14 protein-coding genes are annotated in these 15,802 nt (G+C 59.4%); 3 read left to right on the top strand and 11 right to left on the bottom strand.

Translation table 11 applies throughout. The features are described 5' to 3' along the window. Window positions 1-215 precede the first annotated feature (215 nt). Entirely contained in the window at window positions 216-1,133 is a 918-nt protein-coding gene (locus tag CKW24_RS15965; RefSeq protein WP_095169144.1) for a universal stress protein, read from the top strand. 33 nt (window positions 1,134-1,166) lie between these two features. Here the strand turns inward: CKW24_RS15965 and CKW24_RS15960 are convergent, their stop codons facing one another. Next, a complete protein-coding gene (locus CKW24_RS15960) occupies window positions 1,167-1,610 on the bottom strand; it encodes a tautomerase family protein (RefSeq protein ID WP_095169143.1) in 444 nt (147 codons plus the stop codon). 95 nt (window positions 1,611-1,705) lie between these two features. On the opposite strand from CKW24_RS15960, the gene CKW24_RS15955 reads away from it, so the two are divergent. Beyond that, a complete protein-coding gene (locus CKW24_RS15955) occupies window positions 1,706-2,680 on the top strand; it encodes a GlxA family transcriptional regulator (protein WP_095169142.1) in 975 nt (324 codons plus the stop codon). 98 nt (window positions 2,681-2,778) lie between these two features. Here the strand turns inward: CKW24_RS15955 and CKW24_RS15950 are convergent, their stop codons facing one another. The 6 genes from CKW24_RS15950 to pstS all read right to left on the bottom strand — a co-directional run bounded on the left by CKW24_RS15950 (window position 2,779) and on the right by pstS (window position 8,016). Next, window positions 2,779-3,414: a hypothetical protein gene (locus CKW24_RS15950; protein WP_095169141.1), complete on the bottom strand. Its 636-nt coding sequence runs from the start codon at window positions 3,412-3,414 to the stop codon at window positions 2,779-2,781. Continuing rightward, on the bottom strand, window positions 3,414-4,112 hold the full coding sequence (locus tag CKW24_RS15945) for a hypothetical protein (protein WP_095169140.1): 699 nt from the start codon (window positions 4,110-4,112) through the stop codon (window positions 3,414-3,416). The genes CKW24_RS15950 and CKW24_RS15945 overlap by 1 nt, the downstream gene beginning before the upstream one ends. A gap of 100 nt (window positions 4,113-4,212) precedes the next feature. After that, entirely contained in the window at window positions 4,213-4,974 is a 762-nt protein-coding gene (gene pstB / locus CKW24_RS15940; protein WP_045058436.1) for a phosphate ABC transporter ATP-binding protein PstB, read from the bottom strand. Window positions 4,975-5,050: 76 nt separating this feature from the next. Next, window positions 5,051-5,944, bottom strand: coding sequence for a phosphate ABC transporter permease PstA (gene pstA, locus CKW24_RS15935; RefSeq protein ID WP_095169167.1), 894 nt, complete (start codon window positions 5,942-5,944; stop codon window positions 5,051-5,053). Next, complete coding sequence (pstC, locus tag CKW24_RS15930) at window positions 5,944-6,909, bottom strand: phosphate ABC transporter permease subunit PstC (protein ID WP_095169138.1); 966 nt, start codon at window positions 6,907-6,909, stop codon at window positions 5,944-5,946. The genes pstA and pstC overlap by 1 nt, the downstream gene beginning before the upstream one ends. Window positions 6,910-6,984: 75 nt before the next feature. Then, window positions 6,985-8,016 (bottom strand): phosphate ABC transporter substrate-binding protein PstS, encoded by a 1,032-nt coding sequence (pstS, locus tag CKW24_RS15925; RefSeq protein ID WP_095169137.1) that lies wholly within the window; start codon window positions 8,014-8,016, stop codon window positions 6,985-6,987. A 180-nt stretch (window positions 8,017-8,196) separates the two neighbouring features. Here pstS and ppk2 point away from each other — a divergent pair, with 180 nt between their 5' ends. Next, window positions 8,197-9,114: a polyphosphate kinase 2 gene (gene ppk2, locus CKW24_RS15920; protein ID WP_095169136.1), complete on the top strand. Its 918-nt coding sequence runs from the start codon at window positions 8,197-8,199 to the stop codon at window positions 9,112-9,114. A 501-nt stretch (window positions 9,115-9,615) separates the two neighbouring features. Here the strand turns inward: ppk2 and CKW24_RS28185 are convergent. From CKW24_RS28185 to CKW24_RS15905, 4 genes are all read right to left on the bottom strand, one after another. Continuing rightward, window positions 9,616-9,792: a hypothetical protein gene (locus CKW24_RS28185; protein ID WP_159987299.1), complete on the bottom strand. Its 177-nt coding sequence runs from the start codon at window positions 9,790-9,792 to the stop codon at window positions 9,616-9,618. Between the two features lie 107 nt (window positions 9,793-9,899). After that, window positions 9,900-11,351, bottom strand: a complete 1,452-nt coding sequence (locus tag CKW24_RS15915; protein WP_095169135.1) for an efflux transporter outer membrane subunit — start codon at window positions 11,349-11,351, stop codon at window positions 9,900-9,902. Next, entirely contained in the window at window positions 11,348-14,524 is a 3,177-nt protein-coding gene (locus CKW24_RS15910; protein ID WP_095169134.1) for an efflux RND transporter permease subunit, read from the bottom strand. Before CKW24_RS15910 ends, CKW24_RS15915 begins: the two co-directional genes overlap by 4 nt. Continuing rightward, the gene (locus tag CKW24_RS15905; protein ID WP_095169133.1) at window positions 14,521-15,687 is read right to left on the bottom strand and encodes an efflux RND transporter periplasmic adaptor subunit; all 1,167 of its coding nucleotides are present in this window, start codon (window positions 15,685-15,687) and stop codon (window positions 14,521-14,523) included. The genes CKW24_RS15910 and CKW24_RS15905 overlap by 4 nt, the downstream gene beginning before the upstream one ends. Window positions 15,688-15,802 lie beyond the last annotated feature (115 nt).

The raw sequence follows: 15,802 nt of genomic DNA, 5'->3' as shown, positions 1-15,802 counted from the left end.
AATGTCAGTGATCATGCTATCGGGCATGTCGCAACAACAAAAATCGTTTATTCGTGGCTTGTTGTTCGTTTTTTCCGAAGTATTAAAGCCGGCAGTGCAGGCCTATATTGAATAGTGTCGATCCAGTTAGTTGACGCGTTAAGAGATCGCCAAGGGTGGACAAACGACAGTGCTGGGGGCGCTAGCGGATAACCCAGAATGTTTGGAGGTGCCACATGAGGAAGTATCAACAACTCTTTCTGATCGCAGGTTCAACCATGCGTCACTCGCCAGCGATGGAGCGGGCAATCGCACTGGCCGATGCCACCGGTGCAGCGCTGCATATCGCGGTGTTCATCGAAGACTTCGACCATATGCGGTTAATGAGCAACAGCGAACAACTGCATGAGCGTTGCCGGCAGGAGAACCAGCAGTGGTTGGCGGATGAGGCCGAACTCATGCGCAGCAAGGGCATCAATGTGACCACCGAAGTTGCTTTGACCCGCGACCCGCTGCAAGAGATCCTTGAACATGTGGCTCAAATGCAGCCCGACCTGGTGATCAAGGACGTCCATCATGAATCAGCGCTCAAGCGCGTATTCGTCACGCCTTTGGATTGGCAGTTGTTGCGCGATTGTCCGACGCCTGTACATCTGGTCAGCGAAGTCAGGTGCCCGCTTCCTCGGGTGATAGTGGCCGCGGTTGATCCATCGCATCCAGAGGGACAGATCCGCGCAATCAACGACAGCATCATTCAGGCGGCGAACGAATTGGCGGCGCAATGTGCTGCTCAGGTGCACCTGCTGTATGCCTATGAACTGACACACACCCATTTCTCTGATGCAGGTGCTGGTGCCGTGACGATGCCAGGCTTCAGCAACGACGTGCGGCGGTCACTTGAGAAGTGCTTCGTTGCCCTGGCTGAACGCTACGGCGTGCCACCTGAGCGCCAACACTTTATTGCGGGGCCGCCCACCAAAGCGATGGTCGACTTTGCGGCGCATACGCGAGCGGATGTCTTCGTCATGGGAAATACCCATCACCAAGGGGTGGCCAAGCTGCTTGGCAGTACCACGGAGCATGTCCTGTATCAGGTGCCCTGCAGCGTTTTGGCGATCAAGGTAGAAGGAGCAAGGAAAGCGGCCCGATGCTGACTACAATGTTGCTCTTTTGGGAATGCCATGACCCTACTGAGCGAGATGTCCATATCCAGCCGCGCGGGTGAAGTCGGCCAACTGCCAAACATCACCGTTCGCCCCCCACGTGCCATCAACCACATCCTGGATTTGTATTGAGGTCAGCAATTGGCGTTGATCGTCCGGCGCAAGGCTCGATTTTATTGCTCCGTGCAGTCCACGCACGTAGCGCTGGCGCATCGGTGCATCAAGGACGCCGGCAGGCACCTTGACCATGACAATGCAGGGGACAACATGGGCATGAGGACCCACGCCTCCACACAGCCAATTATCTGCCTGGACTTCTTCGATAAGCACCCAGCACAAAGCACGCTGCTGTGGGGCGTCACCCATCTGTTCATTATCCATCGCCACGTCACTCACGCTGCGGAGCAGTTGTTGGCGCTGAGTCGGATTGAACGCTTCGGTAGGCACCTTGATCAGGATGTTCGGCATGACAAAACCTCGTTGTTATCTGGAGGCGCCATTGAACCCGTTCCTTGTACTCAGGATAAGTGACCGATTCGTCTTCTTTCGGGCATAATCGGACAATGTACGATTTCACTATTGTGGTCATTCCCGGGGCGTTCGCCTCAAGTGTCGCGGCCACTCTGGATATCCTTTCCACCGCTGCGACACTTGCAGTGCGGCAAGGTTTTGCTGTGCCACGCTGGCGAGTGTGTGGACCACGGCCAGGGCTGATTCCCCTTGGGCAAGGCATGCTCCTGCAGGTCGACGAACTGACTACAGACGTCGAGGACAATTCCTGCTGGGTTATTCCCGGCCTTGGTATCAGCGATGTCGACGCGCTGCGCAACCGTCTTGAGGAAGACTGGGTACTTCAAACACTGCCCGCGCTGAGGGCACATGCGGCCCAAGGCAAGGACATTGCAGCTTCATGCTCGGCGGTTTTTCTGCTGCATGCCGCTGGATTGCTGAAAGGCCGACAGGTTACGACCACATGGTGGCTCGCCCCACAGTTGTCGAGCATCGCGCCTGACTGCCTCGTCGACCCCAATGTCATGGTTCTCTGCGATCCACCTCTGACAACCGCTGGTGCCGCCTTCGCGCAGACCGACCTGATGCTACATCTACTGCGCAGGCGCCTATCACCCGAGCTCGCCGACTATGTGGGCAAGATCCTTCTACTCGATGGTCGACAGTTGCAGTCTCCGTTCATCAACCCCGCGATCATGGCCCTGGGCAATTCGCTTGTCGCCAACCTCACCACCTACATAGAAGCACGGCTGCCCTATCCGCCCAGTGTCCCGAGTCTTGCGGCATACGCCGGCATGTCTGAGCGAACGTTGTCCCGCCACCTTCGAAAAGCAACCGGTCTTTCAACCCAGCATTTGATCCAGCGTGTGCAGTTGCACAGGGCCCGCGTGCTGCTGGAAACCAGCAGATATTCCGTTGAATCTATCGCCGAGCAGGTGGGCTACCAGGATGCCACGGCCCTACGGCGTCTGATGCGCCGCCTGTTGAACGTTTCGCCAAAACAACTGCGCCCGTCAGCGGGCATCTGATACATGGCAAAATTGCTGCGTGAGCCTGTCCGTCTAGCGGAGGGGGTTCAAGGTGGCGCTCTGGACGAAATGGCGTTGGATCGTGGATGTATCGAAACTCAAGAAGACAATACTTGCGAGTGTTGTTGTGCTGGGGCCTCGTGTCTGAGCGATTGCTGCCAGGTTAGCTGCTCCCGAACTTTAGCTACTGCATCCAAGACGCTCTGTGCCCAGTTCTCATCTTCAGGATGCACGACAACCACGCGAAAACCGTGATCATGCCCTTCAGTCCGCACGCCGTCGGAATCATCGACATGCAAGTCGATATCGAAGGCTGGCGGAAATTTCGAGGGCGAGTTCGCAAGCCCATGCGCCGTCAGGGCGTGGTAATGCCGAACACTGTTGACCACGCCATCGACGCGGATACCGTAGAGCAATAGCCAACGCCGGATGTAGGACGGAGTGCGGCCGGACGAGGTGTAGACCCAGATGCTGCAACCCTGGCGACGTAACTCTCGGGTCAGGGAACGCGTTCCGATACGCAACGGCTCCCCCAGCCAACGATGAACACAGGCCGGCAGCCAGCTTTTTTCAACTGCGCAGTGGTGCAGTTGGCAAGCCAGCGTGTCATCAATATCGAACGAAATCCGTATGCGCTGACGTCTGAACACGTGCATCGGGATGACACACTGGATTGCTTGCCATACCCGGCTACCGGAAGTTCGGCATTTTGCGAGCGTTGGATACCAGTTCATCAATGCCCTCTCTGATAGACGGGCGAGGGTTTGTCGCTCAGGAAAAATCTCATTGAATCAGGCGCCTGCTCTTCCAGGAAAGCTGCATACTTTTTCTTGATCTTGGGCAATTCGTACAATGCCTTGACACCATGCTTGGCGGAGTTTCGTATGACCGATGACGGGTTGAAGTAACCCTCGGCGTTGTCCAGTGCCAGCACGAACGGCGGCAGTCCTGCGCGCATCAGCAAGTAGCTGACGATCAGTGACCCGCTGCGGTTATTACCTTCAATGAACAATTGCGGCTTGCTGAGGATACGTACATAGACACCGGCCGCACGCTTCCAGACTGATTCGCTGCGATACGCGCCGTACCAATTGTATAAGTCCTTGATTCCTCCCTCTACATTGTTGAAGAAGTGCTCCTCAGTCGCAGCAAGATGCTGGGCATACTCCCGTCGGCGCGCTGGGTTTCGACCGCAGAGAACGGTGGCATTGATTTCCAGCATCAGGTTCAGTTGCTGAAGATCAAACAAGTCGACGCCACTTGCAACGTAGTCGTCGATCAGCGCATAGCCCTCGAGCACATTGTGCAGCACTTCATCAGTCAAGGGGTCACGCGCCTCTGTAAAGTGCCTGCTTAGCTCGGCAAAGCGGCTTTGCACCTCACGCAGTGCGTGCTCAATCGCTGGCAAATCAAGACGGCGCGTTGCAGACATTGGCAATCCCGAGAGACGGTAGAAAAGAAGGAAAAACGACCGGACGCCTCCAAAGCACTTTGACTTTTGGGGACATACGGTCTTGACCGGACGGTGTTACTTAACTGAACTTCCCGCTGATGTAGTCCTCAGTCATTTGTTCGCGCGGGCTGCCAAAAATCTGGGTCGTTGGGCCCATCTCAACTAGATAGCCGGTGCGCGTACCCTGAGAAATATCCACCGAGAAAAAAGCCGTCGTATCGGCAACACGGATCGCCTGCTGCATATTGTGGGTCACCAGAGCAATGGTGTAATCCTTCTTCAATTCGACCATCAACTCCTCGACCCGGCGGGTGGCGATCGGATCAAGCGCCGAACAGGGTTCATCCAGTAACAGCACTTCCGGTTCGGTTGCGATAGCGCGGGCGATACATAGCCGTTGTTGCTGCCCACCGGAAAGTGACAGGCCGCTGACCTTGAGCTTGTCCTTGACTTCATCCCACAGTGCGGCGCCTTGCAAGGCGTGCTTTACGCGGTCGCCCAGATCACCTTTGTAGCGATTGAGGCGCAGGCCAAATGCAACATTGTCGAAAATGCTCATCGAGAACGGGTTCGGCTGTTGAAATACCATGCCGATGTAGCGGCGCACGACCACCGGATCAACGCCCTTGCCGTAGACGTCTTGCCCGAGGAAATGCACATGACCCTCAAAGCGAAAGCCTTTGACCAAGTCGTTCATCCGATTGAGGCTGCGTAGCACGGTGCTCTTGCCACAGCCGGAAGGACCGATGAAGCCTGTGATCTTGTTTTTTTCGATCGGCACATGGCTGTCACGTACCGCCATGAAGTTGCCATAGAAAATCTTGTCCAGTTTGCAGTCCATGACCACAGGCGCCTTGGTGACAACCGGAGCGGCTTTTTGCGCAATTGATACGTTCAAAATTCAGATGCTCCCGCTCTCAATACTTGGGCTTGCCGAAAATACGGCTGATAACGTTCACGACCAACACGATCATCACCAGCACCAGCGAGGCCGCCCATGCGAGTTCAAGTTGGTTATCGAAGGGCATGCCGGAGAAGTTGTAAATCAGCACGGCAAGCGATGCCGTCGGATTCATCACCGCAAGGCTGCCATCGTGGTAGATCCAATAGTTGCTGAACAGCGCGGTAAACAACAACGGCGCTGTCTCACCCGCGGCGCGTGCCACGGCCAGCATCACGCCGGTGAGGATCGCCGGCAGGCCGGTAGGCAAGACGATTTTCCAGATCACCTGCGAGCGGGTGCAGCCCATACCATAGGCGGCATCCTTCATGATTTTGGGCACCATGCGCATCGACTCTTCGGCTGTCAGCACGACAATGGGCAGCATCAGTACCGCCAGGGCCACACCACCCGCAGGTGCCGAGTAGGTACCAGTGGTCATCACCACCAGGGCATAGGCAAATACCCCAGCCAAAATGGAAGGCAGTCCTGTGAGCATCTTGGCGGCAAAACGCGCAGCGTTTGCCAGCTTGCTGTCCGGCCCCAGTTCAGCCAAGAAGATGGCCGCCATGATGCCGACCGGCACCGCGATTGCGGCCGCGATACCGACCATGACAAAGGTGCCTGCCATCGCGTTGCCGAAGCCACCGCCAGTCTCGAAACCCGTCGGCGGCAGCTCGGTAAACACCTCCAGGCTCAGACGAGCCCCTCCACGCATAATCAGCATGTAGAGCACGGAAATCAGCGGCACGCTGGCAAGTAGAGCGCCGCCCCAAACCAGCGTGGTCAACACCAGGCTGCGCAGGGCGCGACCTTCAAACTTACGCTGAAGGCTTGGCAAATCGGTTATAGGGGAAGTGAGGTCAGTCATCATTTAGTACCACGTTGGGCATAGACCATAATCATGGAACCGATGATGTTCACCAGTAGCGTGATCAGCATCAGCACCAGTGCGGCGTACATCAAGACCTCGATCTCGTTTGGCCCGGCTTCAGGGAAATTCAGCGCCAGCAAGGCCGCCAGCGTATTGGCCGGAGCAAACAGAGAAAGGGAAATATTGTTCGCGTTGCCTACCAGCATGGCCAGGGCCATGGTTTCACCCAGCGCACGGCCCAGACCCAGTACCAGGGAGCCGAAGATTCCAGTGGCGGCGGATGGCACCATCACCTTGAGAATCGCTTCCCAATGGGTGGTTCCCATGCCATAGGCGGCCTGCTTGGTTTTCATCGGCACGCCGGTGAGGGCGTCCTGCGAGACAGCGGCGATGGTGGGCAGGATCATGATGGCCAGCACTAATGCCGCAGGGAGCAGTCCCGGCCCGCTCAAGGACGTGCCGAAAAAAGGTATCCAGCCCAGCTCACTGTTCAACCACGCCGTCAGCGGTCGAATCGCCGGAATCACCACATAGATCCCCCACAGCCCATAAACCACGCTGGGAATGGCGGCGAGTAACTCGACAATGGTGCGAAAAACGGCGGCAAGCTTGGCGGGCAGAAAATCCTGGGTCAGGAAAATCGCCATGCTGACGCCGAAAAAACCAGCAATCACCAGGGCGATCAGGGCGCTGTAGAGCGTGCCCCAAATGGCGGGCAGAATGCCGTACTTGCCTTGATTCACGTCCCAGACAGTGCCGAAAACGACGTCCAGACCGTGCTTGTCCATGCCCGGAATAGCCTTGCGCCCCACCTCAAATACCAGCGCAAACACCAACGCCAGAACGAGAACCACGCCTATGCGTGAGAGCGCACGGAAGGTGCGATCCACCAGATAGTCCTTCGTAGAAGGTGGTTGGCAGGCAGAGTCCGGGTTAACCGGTACGACAAAAGGTTTGCTCATTGGTTAATTCCGGAACAGGGGGAGGAACTCTCCCGGCATGAGTGACATGCACATACCGAAAGAGACTCACGAGCGTTACTGGATGTTGGCGGAAGCTTTACGAACCTGGTCGATGACCGATTGTGGCAAGGGGATGTAACCCATTGAGTCGGCAATTTTCTGCCCCTCGGTCAGGCTGTACTCGACCATTTCGCGCATGGCCTTGGCCTTAGCCGGATTCTCGTTCTGCTTACGGAAGATCATCCAGGTATAGGAAGTGATCGGGTAGGATTTGGCACCGTCCGGATCAGGCAACCAGGCCACCAGGCTCTCCGGCATCTTCACCGCCGCCAGAGCCTCGGCACCACTTTCGGCGTTTGGTACAACGTACTGGCCGGCTTTGTTCTGCAGTTGGGCAAAGTCAACCTTGGCCAGCTTGGCAAAGCCGTATTCGATGTAGCCAATGGCGCCCGGGGTCTGGCGTACGGTGGCGGTCACACCATCATTCTTGGGTGATTTGATGAATTTGTCGCTGGCAGGCCAGTTGACGGTGTTGCCCTCACCCAGCGCCTGCTTGAACTCTTGATTGATCGCCGCCAGGTGCTTGGTGAACACCGCAGTGGTACCGCTGGAGTCTGCGCGCACGACCACGGTGATCGGCGTGTCGGACAGTTTCAGGTCCGGGTTGGCTGCGATGATCTGCGGATCGTTCCAGCGAGTGATCTTGCCGAGAAAAATGTTGGAGTAAACGTCGCGTGGCAGTTTTAGCCCCTTAGGGTTGCCCGGCAGGTTATAGGCCAGCACGATTTCACCCGCCGTCATCGGCAGTAACTGAGCACCCTCGGAGACCTTGGCAATGTCTTCGTCTTTCATGGCCGAGTCACTGGCAGCGAAATCAACGGTTTTGTTCAGGAAGTCCTGTACACCCGCACCACTGCCCTTGGATTGGTAATCCACCGTGACACCTTCGGTTTTCTTGCTGAAATCTTTGAACCAAGTGAGGTAGATCGGTGCCGGGAAACTGGCTCCGGAACCTGTTAGGCGGACGCTCTCACCAGCGAAAGCCACCGAGGTGGCACAAAGAGAAACCGTAATAGCGAGCGCAGCAGACTTCATCAAACATTTCATTAAAAAACTCCTTGTCATGACGGGCTCAGGGAGTCTGCGATAATCCTGTTACGTTTTTATGAAAGACGATGGCAAAACACTAGCCCGCCCCCATACCGTCGCCGCAATGCCTTCTGATGTAATTACTCCGTAACAAATTGCGACTAAGACTTTTCCATCCCTTACGACGGAATTTCTCCCATGTTCTCAACTGAAGAGACCCTGATACAGCGCATCCACCGCGAGCTGCTTGATCACAGTGACGAAGAACTGGAACTGGAATTATCCGAAGACGGGCACGACCTGAATGCACTGTTCGATGAACACGCTCAGGAAGGAAGTGCACGGGAGGCCCGACGACTTTATTTCAGCGAACTGTTCCGCCTGCAAGGTGAGCTGGTGAAGCTGCAAAGCTGGGTCGTCAAGACTGGCCACAAAGTAGTGATCCTGTTCGAAGGGCGCGATGCCGCCGGCAAAGGTGGCGTGATCAAACGCATCACCCAACGACTCAATCCACGGGTATGCCGTGTCGCGGCCCTGCCTGCGCCCAACGACCGCGAACGCACGCAATGGTATTTCCAGCGCTATGTTTCGCATCTGCCAGCAGCGGGCGAAATCGTGTTGTTCGACCGAAGTTGGTACAACCGCGCCGGGGTCGAAAAGGTCATGGGGTTTTGTGATGACGATCAGTACGAAGAGTTTTTCCGTACAGTGCCAGAGTTCGAGCGGATGCTCGCTCGCTCCGGTGTACAACTGATCAAATACTGGTTCTCAATTTCCGACCAGGAACAGAACTTGCGTTTTCTCAGCCGCATTCACGACCCGCTCAAGCAGTGGAAACTCAGCCCAATGGATCTGGAGTCCCGTCGGCGTTGGGAGGCCTATACCAAGGCCAAGGAGATCATGCTCGAACGCACTCACATTGCCGAAGCGCCGTGGTGGGTGGTGCAGGCTGATGACAAGAAGAAAGCGAGGCTCAACTGCATTACCCATCTACTGGCGCAAATGCCCTATGAGGAGGTGGAACTACCGGTGATCAATTTACCGCAACGTGAGCGGCAGGAAGACTACTTTCGTAGTCCAACGCCAGCCGAAATAATCGTGCCTCAGGTTTACTGATATTCATTACCGGATTGTTATATCAGCTTTGCGAGTGACTGCACTGTCGTGCAACAAATGAACGGGTATTGCCAGGGTTCTGCCAACCTCCCTTCTAGACGCCGCGATCTAACTCGAATCGCCTTCACTGGCGCGTAACAAGGGTCACCGGAGATTGTCTTGAAAGATTCATGCAGTCTATTTTGTGGCAGATTTGTTTTAAAAAGATCCATCTCACATGCCTGCTGGATAAAGTATTTTTAATGAAAAGGGTTAGAAGGCAGCTCAGTAACATACTTTAAGTAATATTGGCTCGAGGACTAATTTTATTTGGCCAACGCCTCGTAAACAGGAACCTCATTGGAAATGCAGCACGAAGGCAATTCCCCCTCCCCCTCCTGCTCAACCTCCGCTGGAACTGCCTGGCTGCGCGATGCCTCGGCCAGGCAATAGTAAGCACATTTGGTGTTCACCCCGCCGATGGCTGAACAACGGCGAGGTGAAGTTGATGGAGCGAAGGCTTCAGGACGCGGCGGGAACCGTCACGAGGAAAGGCACTGTACGAATCTTGTCGCCGCCCTTGAATTGAATCCACAAGGCATAGGGCCCCGCATGCGCAGGTTTGGCATGCAGCATCAACTGCGCCGACACCGCGCCTGGCACCGCCAGGCCAACGGTCAGAACCTGTTTGGTATCCATATGGGTGACTCCTCATTCGATAAATGGTGGCTGGCGACAGGAAATCTGCCGCACAGCCGTCCTTCGCCGAACACCGCAAGCACAGCGCTCGCGGACAATAACGATGTCTAACGCAGCGCGGCGGCACCGCTGCACACCTGCCCTGCCTGCTCGCAGATTTGCCAGCCACCACCCAGTGCCTTGTAGATGCCGACCACCGCCAAGCGCTGCTCCGTGCGTGCCACGGTCAGTGCGCGGCGGCTGGTGAAGTCCGCTCGCTCGGCCTCCAGCACGTCCAGATAGATCCCCTCACCTTCCGTGAAGCGCGTGCGTGCCAGGTTCGCCGCCTCGCGATTGGCCGTTGCCTCCAGCAGCCGCAAGCCCAGAGTACTGCCCGCGCTGCTGTTGGCCTGGAACGCGTCATCGGTTTCCTGCAGGGCGCGCAATACGGTCTGGTCGTAGGTAATCAACGCCGCCTGGGTACGCGCCTCGCTGGCGGCGATCCGCGCGCGCACGCGACCGGTGTCCAGCAGCGACCAGCGAATGACCGGAGCGATAAAGCTCGACTGCATGCCTGCATCGCCCAAGGCGCCGAGGCTTCCCGCCAGCAGCCCGATAGAACCCTGCACCTGGATATCCGGATACAGGCCGGCTGTTTCCACGCCGATCTGCGCGGTCTCGGCCGCCAGCGCACGTTCGGCCGCGGCGATATCGGCGCGCCGGGCCAGCAAGCCGGCCGGATCGCCCACCTGCAGGGTGCGCAGGTTCAAGGTCTCTCGACCGGGGCCGGCCAGCGGTGGCTTGAACCCTTGCGGCGCTTGGCCCAACAGCACGGCCAACGCGTTGGTGGTCGTTACGCGACGCTGCTCAAGGCCGGGTGCTACCGCCTCGACATTGCGCAGCAATGCCTCGGCACGCAGCCGATCAAATTCGGTGGCGGCCCCTACGCTGACCAAGTGCTCCACCAGACCCAGGCTGTCGCGCTGGCTTTGACTGATGTCCGCTACCACCGCCTGTTCGGCTTCGATCCCTTGCAGCTCGAACCAGGTCGCGGCGACGGTGGCGGCGACGCTCGCCTGCACGCTGCGCAGTAGCGCCTGACGCGATCCCGCCTGGGCCTGCGCGGCCTCCACCGAGCGCCGGACGCGGCCAAACAAGTCGATTTCCCAGGCGGCATCTACTGCCGCACGAGTGGTTTCCACTGAGCGCTGCTGGCCGAACGGGGTCTCGACTTCGCTGCGCTGTCGGTGCTCATAACCGAGGGCTGCACCGCCGCTGGGCAAGAATCCCTGGCGGCTCTCGCGCAACATTGCCTTGGCTTCGTCGAGCCGCGCGGCGGCGATGCCGATATCGTGGTTGGCCGCCAGCGCCTGCTGGATCAATTGGCTGAGTGCGGGCTCATCAAACACACGCCACCACTGCACCTCGACATCGCCCGTACCGAGGCCGGCGATGGGCGCACCGAAACTCGCCGGCCGTTGCGCGGCGGGCAGCACGGGCGCGGAATAATCAGGCCCCACCGCAGCGCAGCCGGACACCAGGAGCGACGACAACAGAAACGCTTGATAGGCCAGTTTCATGACACGCGCTCCTCCATCTGCACCTTCGGACTCGAACCCTTGCGCTCCAGGCGCAGCGCAAGGCTGCGCATCACCACGTAGAACACCGGCGTCAGGAACAGGCCGAACAGCGTCACCCCCAGCATGCCGGCGAACACTGCGACTCCCATGGCATGGCGCATCTCGGCCCCGGCGCCGCTGGCGAATACCAGGGGCACCACGCCAGCGATGAACGCCAGCGAGGTCATCAGGATCGGCCGCAGGCGCAACTGGCACGCATGGATAACCGCTTCCAGCGGGCTGGCACCTTCGGCTTCAAGGCTGCGCGCGAACTCGACAATCAATATGGCGTTTTTCGCAGCCAGGCCGACCAGCACCACCAGCCCGATCTGCACGAACACATTGTTGTCGCCGTCCACCAGCCAGACCCCGATGATCGCGCTGAGCAGGCACATGGGCACAATCAGCAAGACCGCCAGGGGCAGCAGCCAGCTGTTGTATTGCGCGGCCAGGATCAGGTAGGCCAGCAACACACACAACGGGAAAATGAACAGGGCCGATGACCCTGCGAGCTTCTGCTGGTAGGTCAAGTCCGTCCATTCATAGGTCACGCCTTCGGGCAGCACCTCTTGCGCCAGACGCTCCATGAGTGCCACGGCCTGCCCAGAGCTCACACCGGGCATCGCTCCGCCGGAGATGTCGGCCGAGGGATAGCCGTTGTAGTGAATCACCCGATCGGGGCCGGACCCCGGGGTGACGGTGACAAACGCCGACAACGGCAGCATGTCCCCGTCCGCATTGCGCACCTGCAGGCGGCCGATGGCTTCGGCTTGCATGCGGTGGTCCGCATCCGCCTGGGCGGTCACTTTGTAGGTGCGGCCGAAACGGTTGAAGTCGTTGACGTACAGCGAACCGAGGTAGACCTGCAACGACTCGAACACATCCGCCAGGCGCACACCCTGGCTCTTGACCTGGGTGCGGTCGATATCAACATTCAACTGGGGCGCGTTGACGTCCAGACTGGTCATCAACCCGACGACCTGACCCGACTCGGTGGCTTTCGTCATCAGCATCTGGGTCTGCTGCACCAGCGCCTGGAGCCCGACCCCGCCACGGTCCTCGACCTGCAGCTTGAAGCCTCCGGTGACCCCAAGGCCGGGCACTGGCGGCGGCGGGAACACGCCGAGGAAACCGTCGGGAATGCTTGCGAATTTGGCTTGCAGGCGCCCGGCGATGGCGACCGCCGTCATGTCGGGAGAGGTACGCTCCTTGAACGGATCGAGCATGACGAACATCACCGCGGCATTCGGGACATTGACGAAGCCGTTGACCGACAGCCCAGGGAACGCCACCACGCTTTCGACTCCCGGTTCATCCAGGGCGATTTTCGACATCTGCCGCACCACCGCATCGGTTCGATCCAGCGAAGCCGAATTGGGCAACTGGGCGATGCCGACCAGGTAGTACTTGTCTTGCATCGGCACGAAACCGGCCGGTACAGCACTGAAGCCGAACCAGGTCAGCGCCAGCAACCCGGCATAGACCAACAACGCCGCGCCGCGACGGCCCGCCACCTTGCGCACCGTGTTGCCATACGCCTGCGGTGCGCGGTGAAACGGCCGGCTCAGCACCTGCACCAGGTGCGCGGCGCGACCGCGCAGGCTGCGCGGGTCATGCACCACCGCTGCGCCGCGCGGGCGCAACAACAGTCCGGCCAGCGCCGGGCTGAGGGTCAAGGAGTTGACCGCCGACAGGATCGTGGAAATCGCGATGGTCAGCGCGAACTGCCGGTAGAACTCGCCTTGCAGGCCACTGAGGAACGCCGTGGGGATGAATACGGCAGCGAGTACCGAAGTGATAGCGATGATCGGTCCGGTCACCTCGCCCATCGCTCGCCGCGCCGCCTGCGCAGGCTCCTCGCCATTCTCGATATGCCGCTCGACGTTCTCGACCACCACGATTGCATCGTCGACCACGATCCCGATCGACAGCACCAGGCCGAACAACGACAGGGTATTGAGGGAAAAACCCATCAGGTGCATGACCGCGAAGGTGCCGATGATCGACACCGGCACGGCCATCAACGGGATCAGCGACGCGCGCCAGTTACGCAGGAACACCACCACTACGAGGACCACCAGCAGGATCGCTTCCATCAGGGTGATGGCCACTGACTCCAGCGATGCCCGCACAAACACGGTCGGGTCGTAGGCAATCCGTGACACCAGCCCCTCGGGGAAGTTGGCCTCCAGGCGCTGCATGGTATCGCGCACCGCCTGCGCCACATCGAGCGCGTTGGCGCCCGGGCTCTGGATGATCTGCAAGGCAACGGCCGGCTCGCCATCCAAAAGGCTGCGCAGTGCGTAGGCATCGGCGCCCATTTCGATGCGGGCCACATCGCGCAGACGCGTCACCTGGCCGTTATCGCCGGTGCGGATGATGATGTCGCCGAATTGTTCCTCGTCCGTCAGACGGCCGAGGGTATTGACCGTGACCTGGAATGCCGCGCTGGAATCAGGCGCCTGGCCGACCGAGCCGGCCGCCACTTGCACGTTCTGCTCACGCACCGCCGTAATCACATCGCCTGCGGTCAGGCCACGCGCGGCGATCAGGTCCGGGTCGAGCCACAGACGCATGCTGTACTCGCCCGCTCCCCACACCAGCACGTCGTTGATTCCCGGTATCCGCGACAGCTCGTCGCGCACCTGGAGGTAGGCATAGTTGGAAATGTAGAGCGGGTCATATCGTTGATCGGGCGACAGCAGATGGACCACCATCAGGATGTCTGGGGACGTCTTCTGCGTCACCACGCCCAGGCGCTGTACCTCTTCGGGCAGGCGCGGCAGGGCCCGCGAGACGCGGTTTTGCACCTGGATCTGCGCCATGTCCGCGTTCGTGCCCTGGGCAAATGTCGCGGTCAGGATCATGCGGCCATCGGTCGCCGATTGCGACGTCATGTACAGCATGCCCTCGACCCCGGTGATCACCTGCTCAAGTGGCGCCGCTACCGTCTCGGCGATCACCTGTGGGTTGGCGCCCGGATAAGAAGCGGTCACTTGCACAGTGGGCGGCGTCACGGCCGGGTATTCGCTGAGCGGCAAATGAAAGAAGGCGACGATGCCAGCGATCATCATCAACACCGACAGCACGATGGCGAAGATCGGCCGGTCAATGAAAAAGCGTGGGAAGTTCATTGCACGCCCCCCAGGACCAGCGGCGCCTCCAGCAGCGCCCCCTCAATGCTGGCGGCCAGCGGTGTCACCTGCATGCCGGGGCGCACCAGCCCCTTGACGACAATGCGGTCCCCCGGTTGCAGGCCCTGCTCAATCACCCGCAGGCCGTTGGCCATCGGCCCCAGCTCGACGGGACGGTACTCGGTCTTGTCACCTGCGCCGACCACCAGCACATAGCGGCGGCCTTGGTCAGTGCCAATGGATTGGTCGGCCACCAGCACCCGGGGTTGCGGCGCGCCAGTGTCCAGCTTGACCTTGGCGAACAGCCCGGGCGTCAGGCGCCCATCCGGGTTGTCGACCACGGCACGCGCGCGCACGGTGCCGGTCTTGCGATCGGCCGCGTTCGCCAGGAAGTCGACACGCCCGGCCCGTGCATAACTTGCATCGTCGAGCATCGCCACCATGACCTTGGCGGCCTTCTCCCCTTTCGACGCGGCAACCTCCCGAGTCGCGGCAAGCGAGCGCAGGTAGGTGCGCTCGTCAACATCGAAATACACATGCAAGGGGTCGATGGAGACGATCGTCGTCAGCGGCGTCACCCCACGGGTGACGTAGTTGCCCTCGGTGACAAGGGCACGATCGACGCGGCCGCTGATGGGCGCGGTAACGCGGGTATAGCTCAAGTCCAGTTGCGCGGCGTCCAGTGCAGCTTTGGCGGCGTCGACCTGAGCCCTGCCCGCATTCAGCGAGGCAATGGCGGTGTCGAGGCGATCCCGTGCCACCACTTTCTTGGCGAACAGCTGCTCGGCCCGGCCATGCTCGGCCTGGGCCAGCAACGCGTTGGCCTCAGCCTCACGCAAACGCCCCTTGGCAGCGTTCAGCGCCGCCTGAAACTCCCGCGGGTCAATCACAAATAAAAGACTGCCCCTGGCTACCGATTGCCCCTCAGGCACGCTGACACTTTGCAGGTAACCACTGACCCGCGGACGCAGTTCAACCTGATCAATCGCGGTCAACGAACCGGTGTATTCGACAAACGGAGTCACCGCCTGCGCAACCACCTCGGCCACCGGCACGCCAGGCGGCCTGGCAGCCTCGGCCGCAGGCGCGCCCTCCTTGCAGCCACCCAGCGTGAACACGCCCGCTACCGCCACAGCGACCAGGGTTAATCGCTTGCCATACATCGCGTACCTCCTTGTGATTTTCAGGACGAACCTAGATTTGAGGTTTTATCCGGCTTGTCATTAGGGAAAGGTCAAGCGGTATGCGGATGGGGGTGTTTGGCAGCAGCCAGGGGCG

The organism is Pseudomonas sp. Irchel 3H3 (assembly GCF_900187635.1).
Classification (GTDB): domain Bacteria; phylum Pseudomonadota; class Gammaproteobacteria; order Pseudomonadales; family Pseudomonadaceae; genus Aquipseudomonas.
Note: the sequence above shows the minus strand (reverse complement) of the source record. Positions and strands in the feature narration are given on the sequence as shown.

What these genes read in the sequence shown, in the direction of transcription:
- CKW24_RS15965 (WP_095169144.1), top strand. Translation starts at nt 216, where the DNA reads ATGAGGAAGTATCAACAACTCTTTCTGATCGCAGGTTCAACCATGCGT.
- CKW24_RS15950 (WP_095169141.1), bottom strand. Translation starts at nt 3,414, where the DNA reads ATGAACTGGTATCCAACGCTCGCAAAATGCCGAACTTCCGGTAGCCGG.
- pstS (WP_095169137.1), bottom strand. Translation starts at nt 8,016, where the DNA reads ATGAAATGTTTGATGAAGTCTGCTGCGCTCGCTATTACGGTTTCTCTT.
- CKW24_RS15915 (WP_095169135.1), bottom strand. Translation starts at nt 11,351, where the DNA reads ATGAAACTGGCCTATCAAGCGTTTCTGTTGTCGTCGCTCCTGGTGTCC.
- CKW24_RS15910 (WP_095169134.1), bottom strand. Translation starts at nt 14,524, where the DNA reads ATGAACTTCCCACGCTTTTTCATTGACCGGCCGATCTTCGCCATCGTG.
- CKW24_RS15960 (WP_095169143.1), bottom strand. Translation starts at nt 1,610, where the DNA reads ATGCCGAACATCCTGATCAAGGTGCCTACCGAAGCGTTCAATCCGACT.
- CKW24_RS15905 (WP_095169133.1), bottom strand. Translation starts at nt 15,687, where the DNA reads ATGTATGGCAAGCGATTAACCCTGGTCGCTGTGGCGGTAGCGGGCGTG.
- ppk2 (WP_095169136.1), top strand. Translation starts at nt 8,197, where the DNA reads ATGTTCTCAACTGAAGAGACCCTGATACAGCGCATCCACCGCGAGCTG.
- pstB (WP_045058436.1), bottom strand. Translation starts at nt 4,974, where the DNA reads ATGGACTGCAAACTGGACAAGATTTTCTATGGCAACTTCATGGCGGTA.
- pstC (WP_095169138.1), bottom strand. Translation starts at nt 6,909, where the DNA reads ATGAGCAAACCTTTTGTCGTACCGGTTAACCCGGACTCTGCCTGCCAA.
- CKW24_RS28185 (WP_159987299.1), bottom strand. Translation starts at nt 9,792, where the DNA reads ATGGATACCAAACAGGTTCTGACCGTTGGCCTGGCGGTGCCAGGCGCG.
- CKW24_RS15955 (WP_095169142.1), top strand. Translation starts at nt 1,706, where the DNA reads ATGTACGATTTCACTATTGTGGTCATTCCCGGGGCGTTCGCCTCAAGT.
- pstA (WP_095169167.1), bottom strand. Translation starts at nt 5,944, where the DNA reads ATGACTGACCTCACTTCCCCTATAACCGATTTGCCAAGCCTTCAGCGT.
- CKW24_RS15945 (WP_095169140.1), bottom strand. Translation starts at nt 4,112, where the DNA reads ATGTCTGCAACGCGCCGTCTTGATTTGCCAGCGATTGAGCACGCACTG.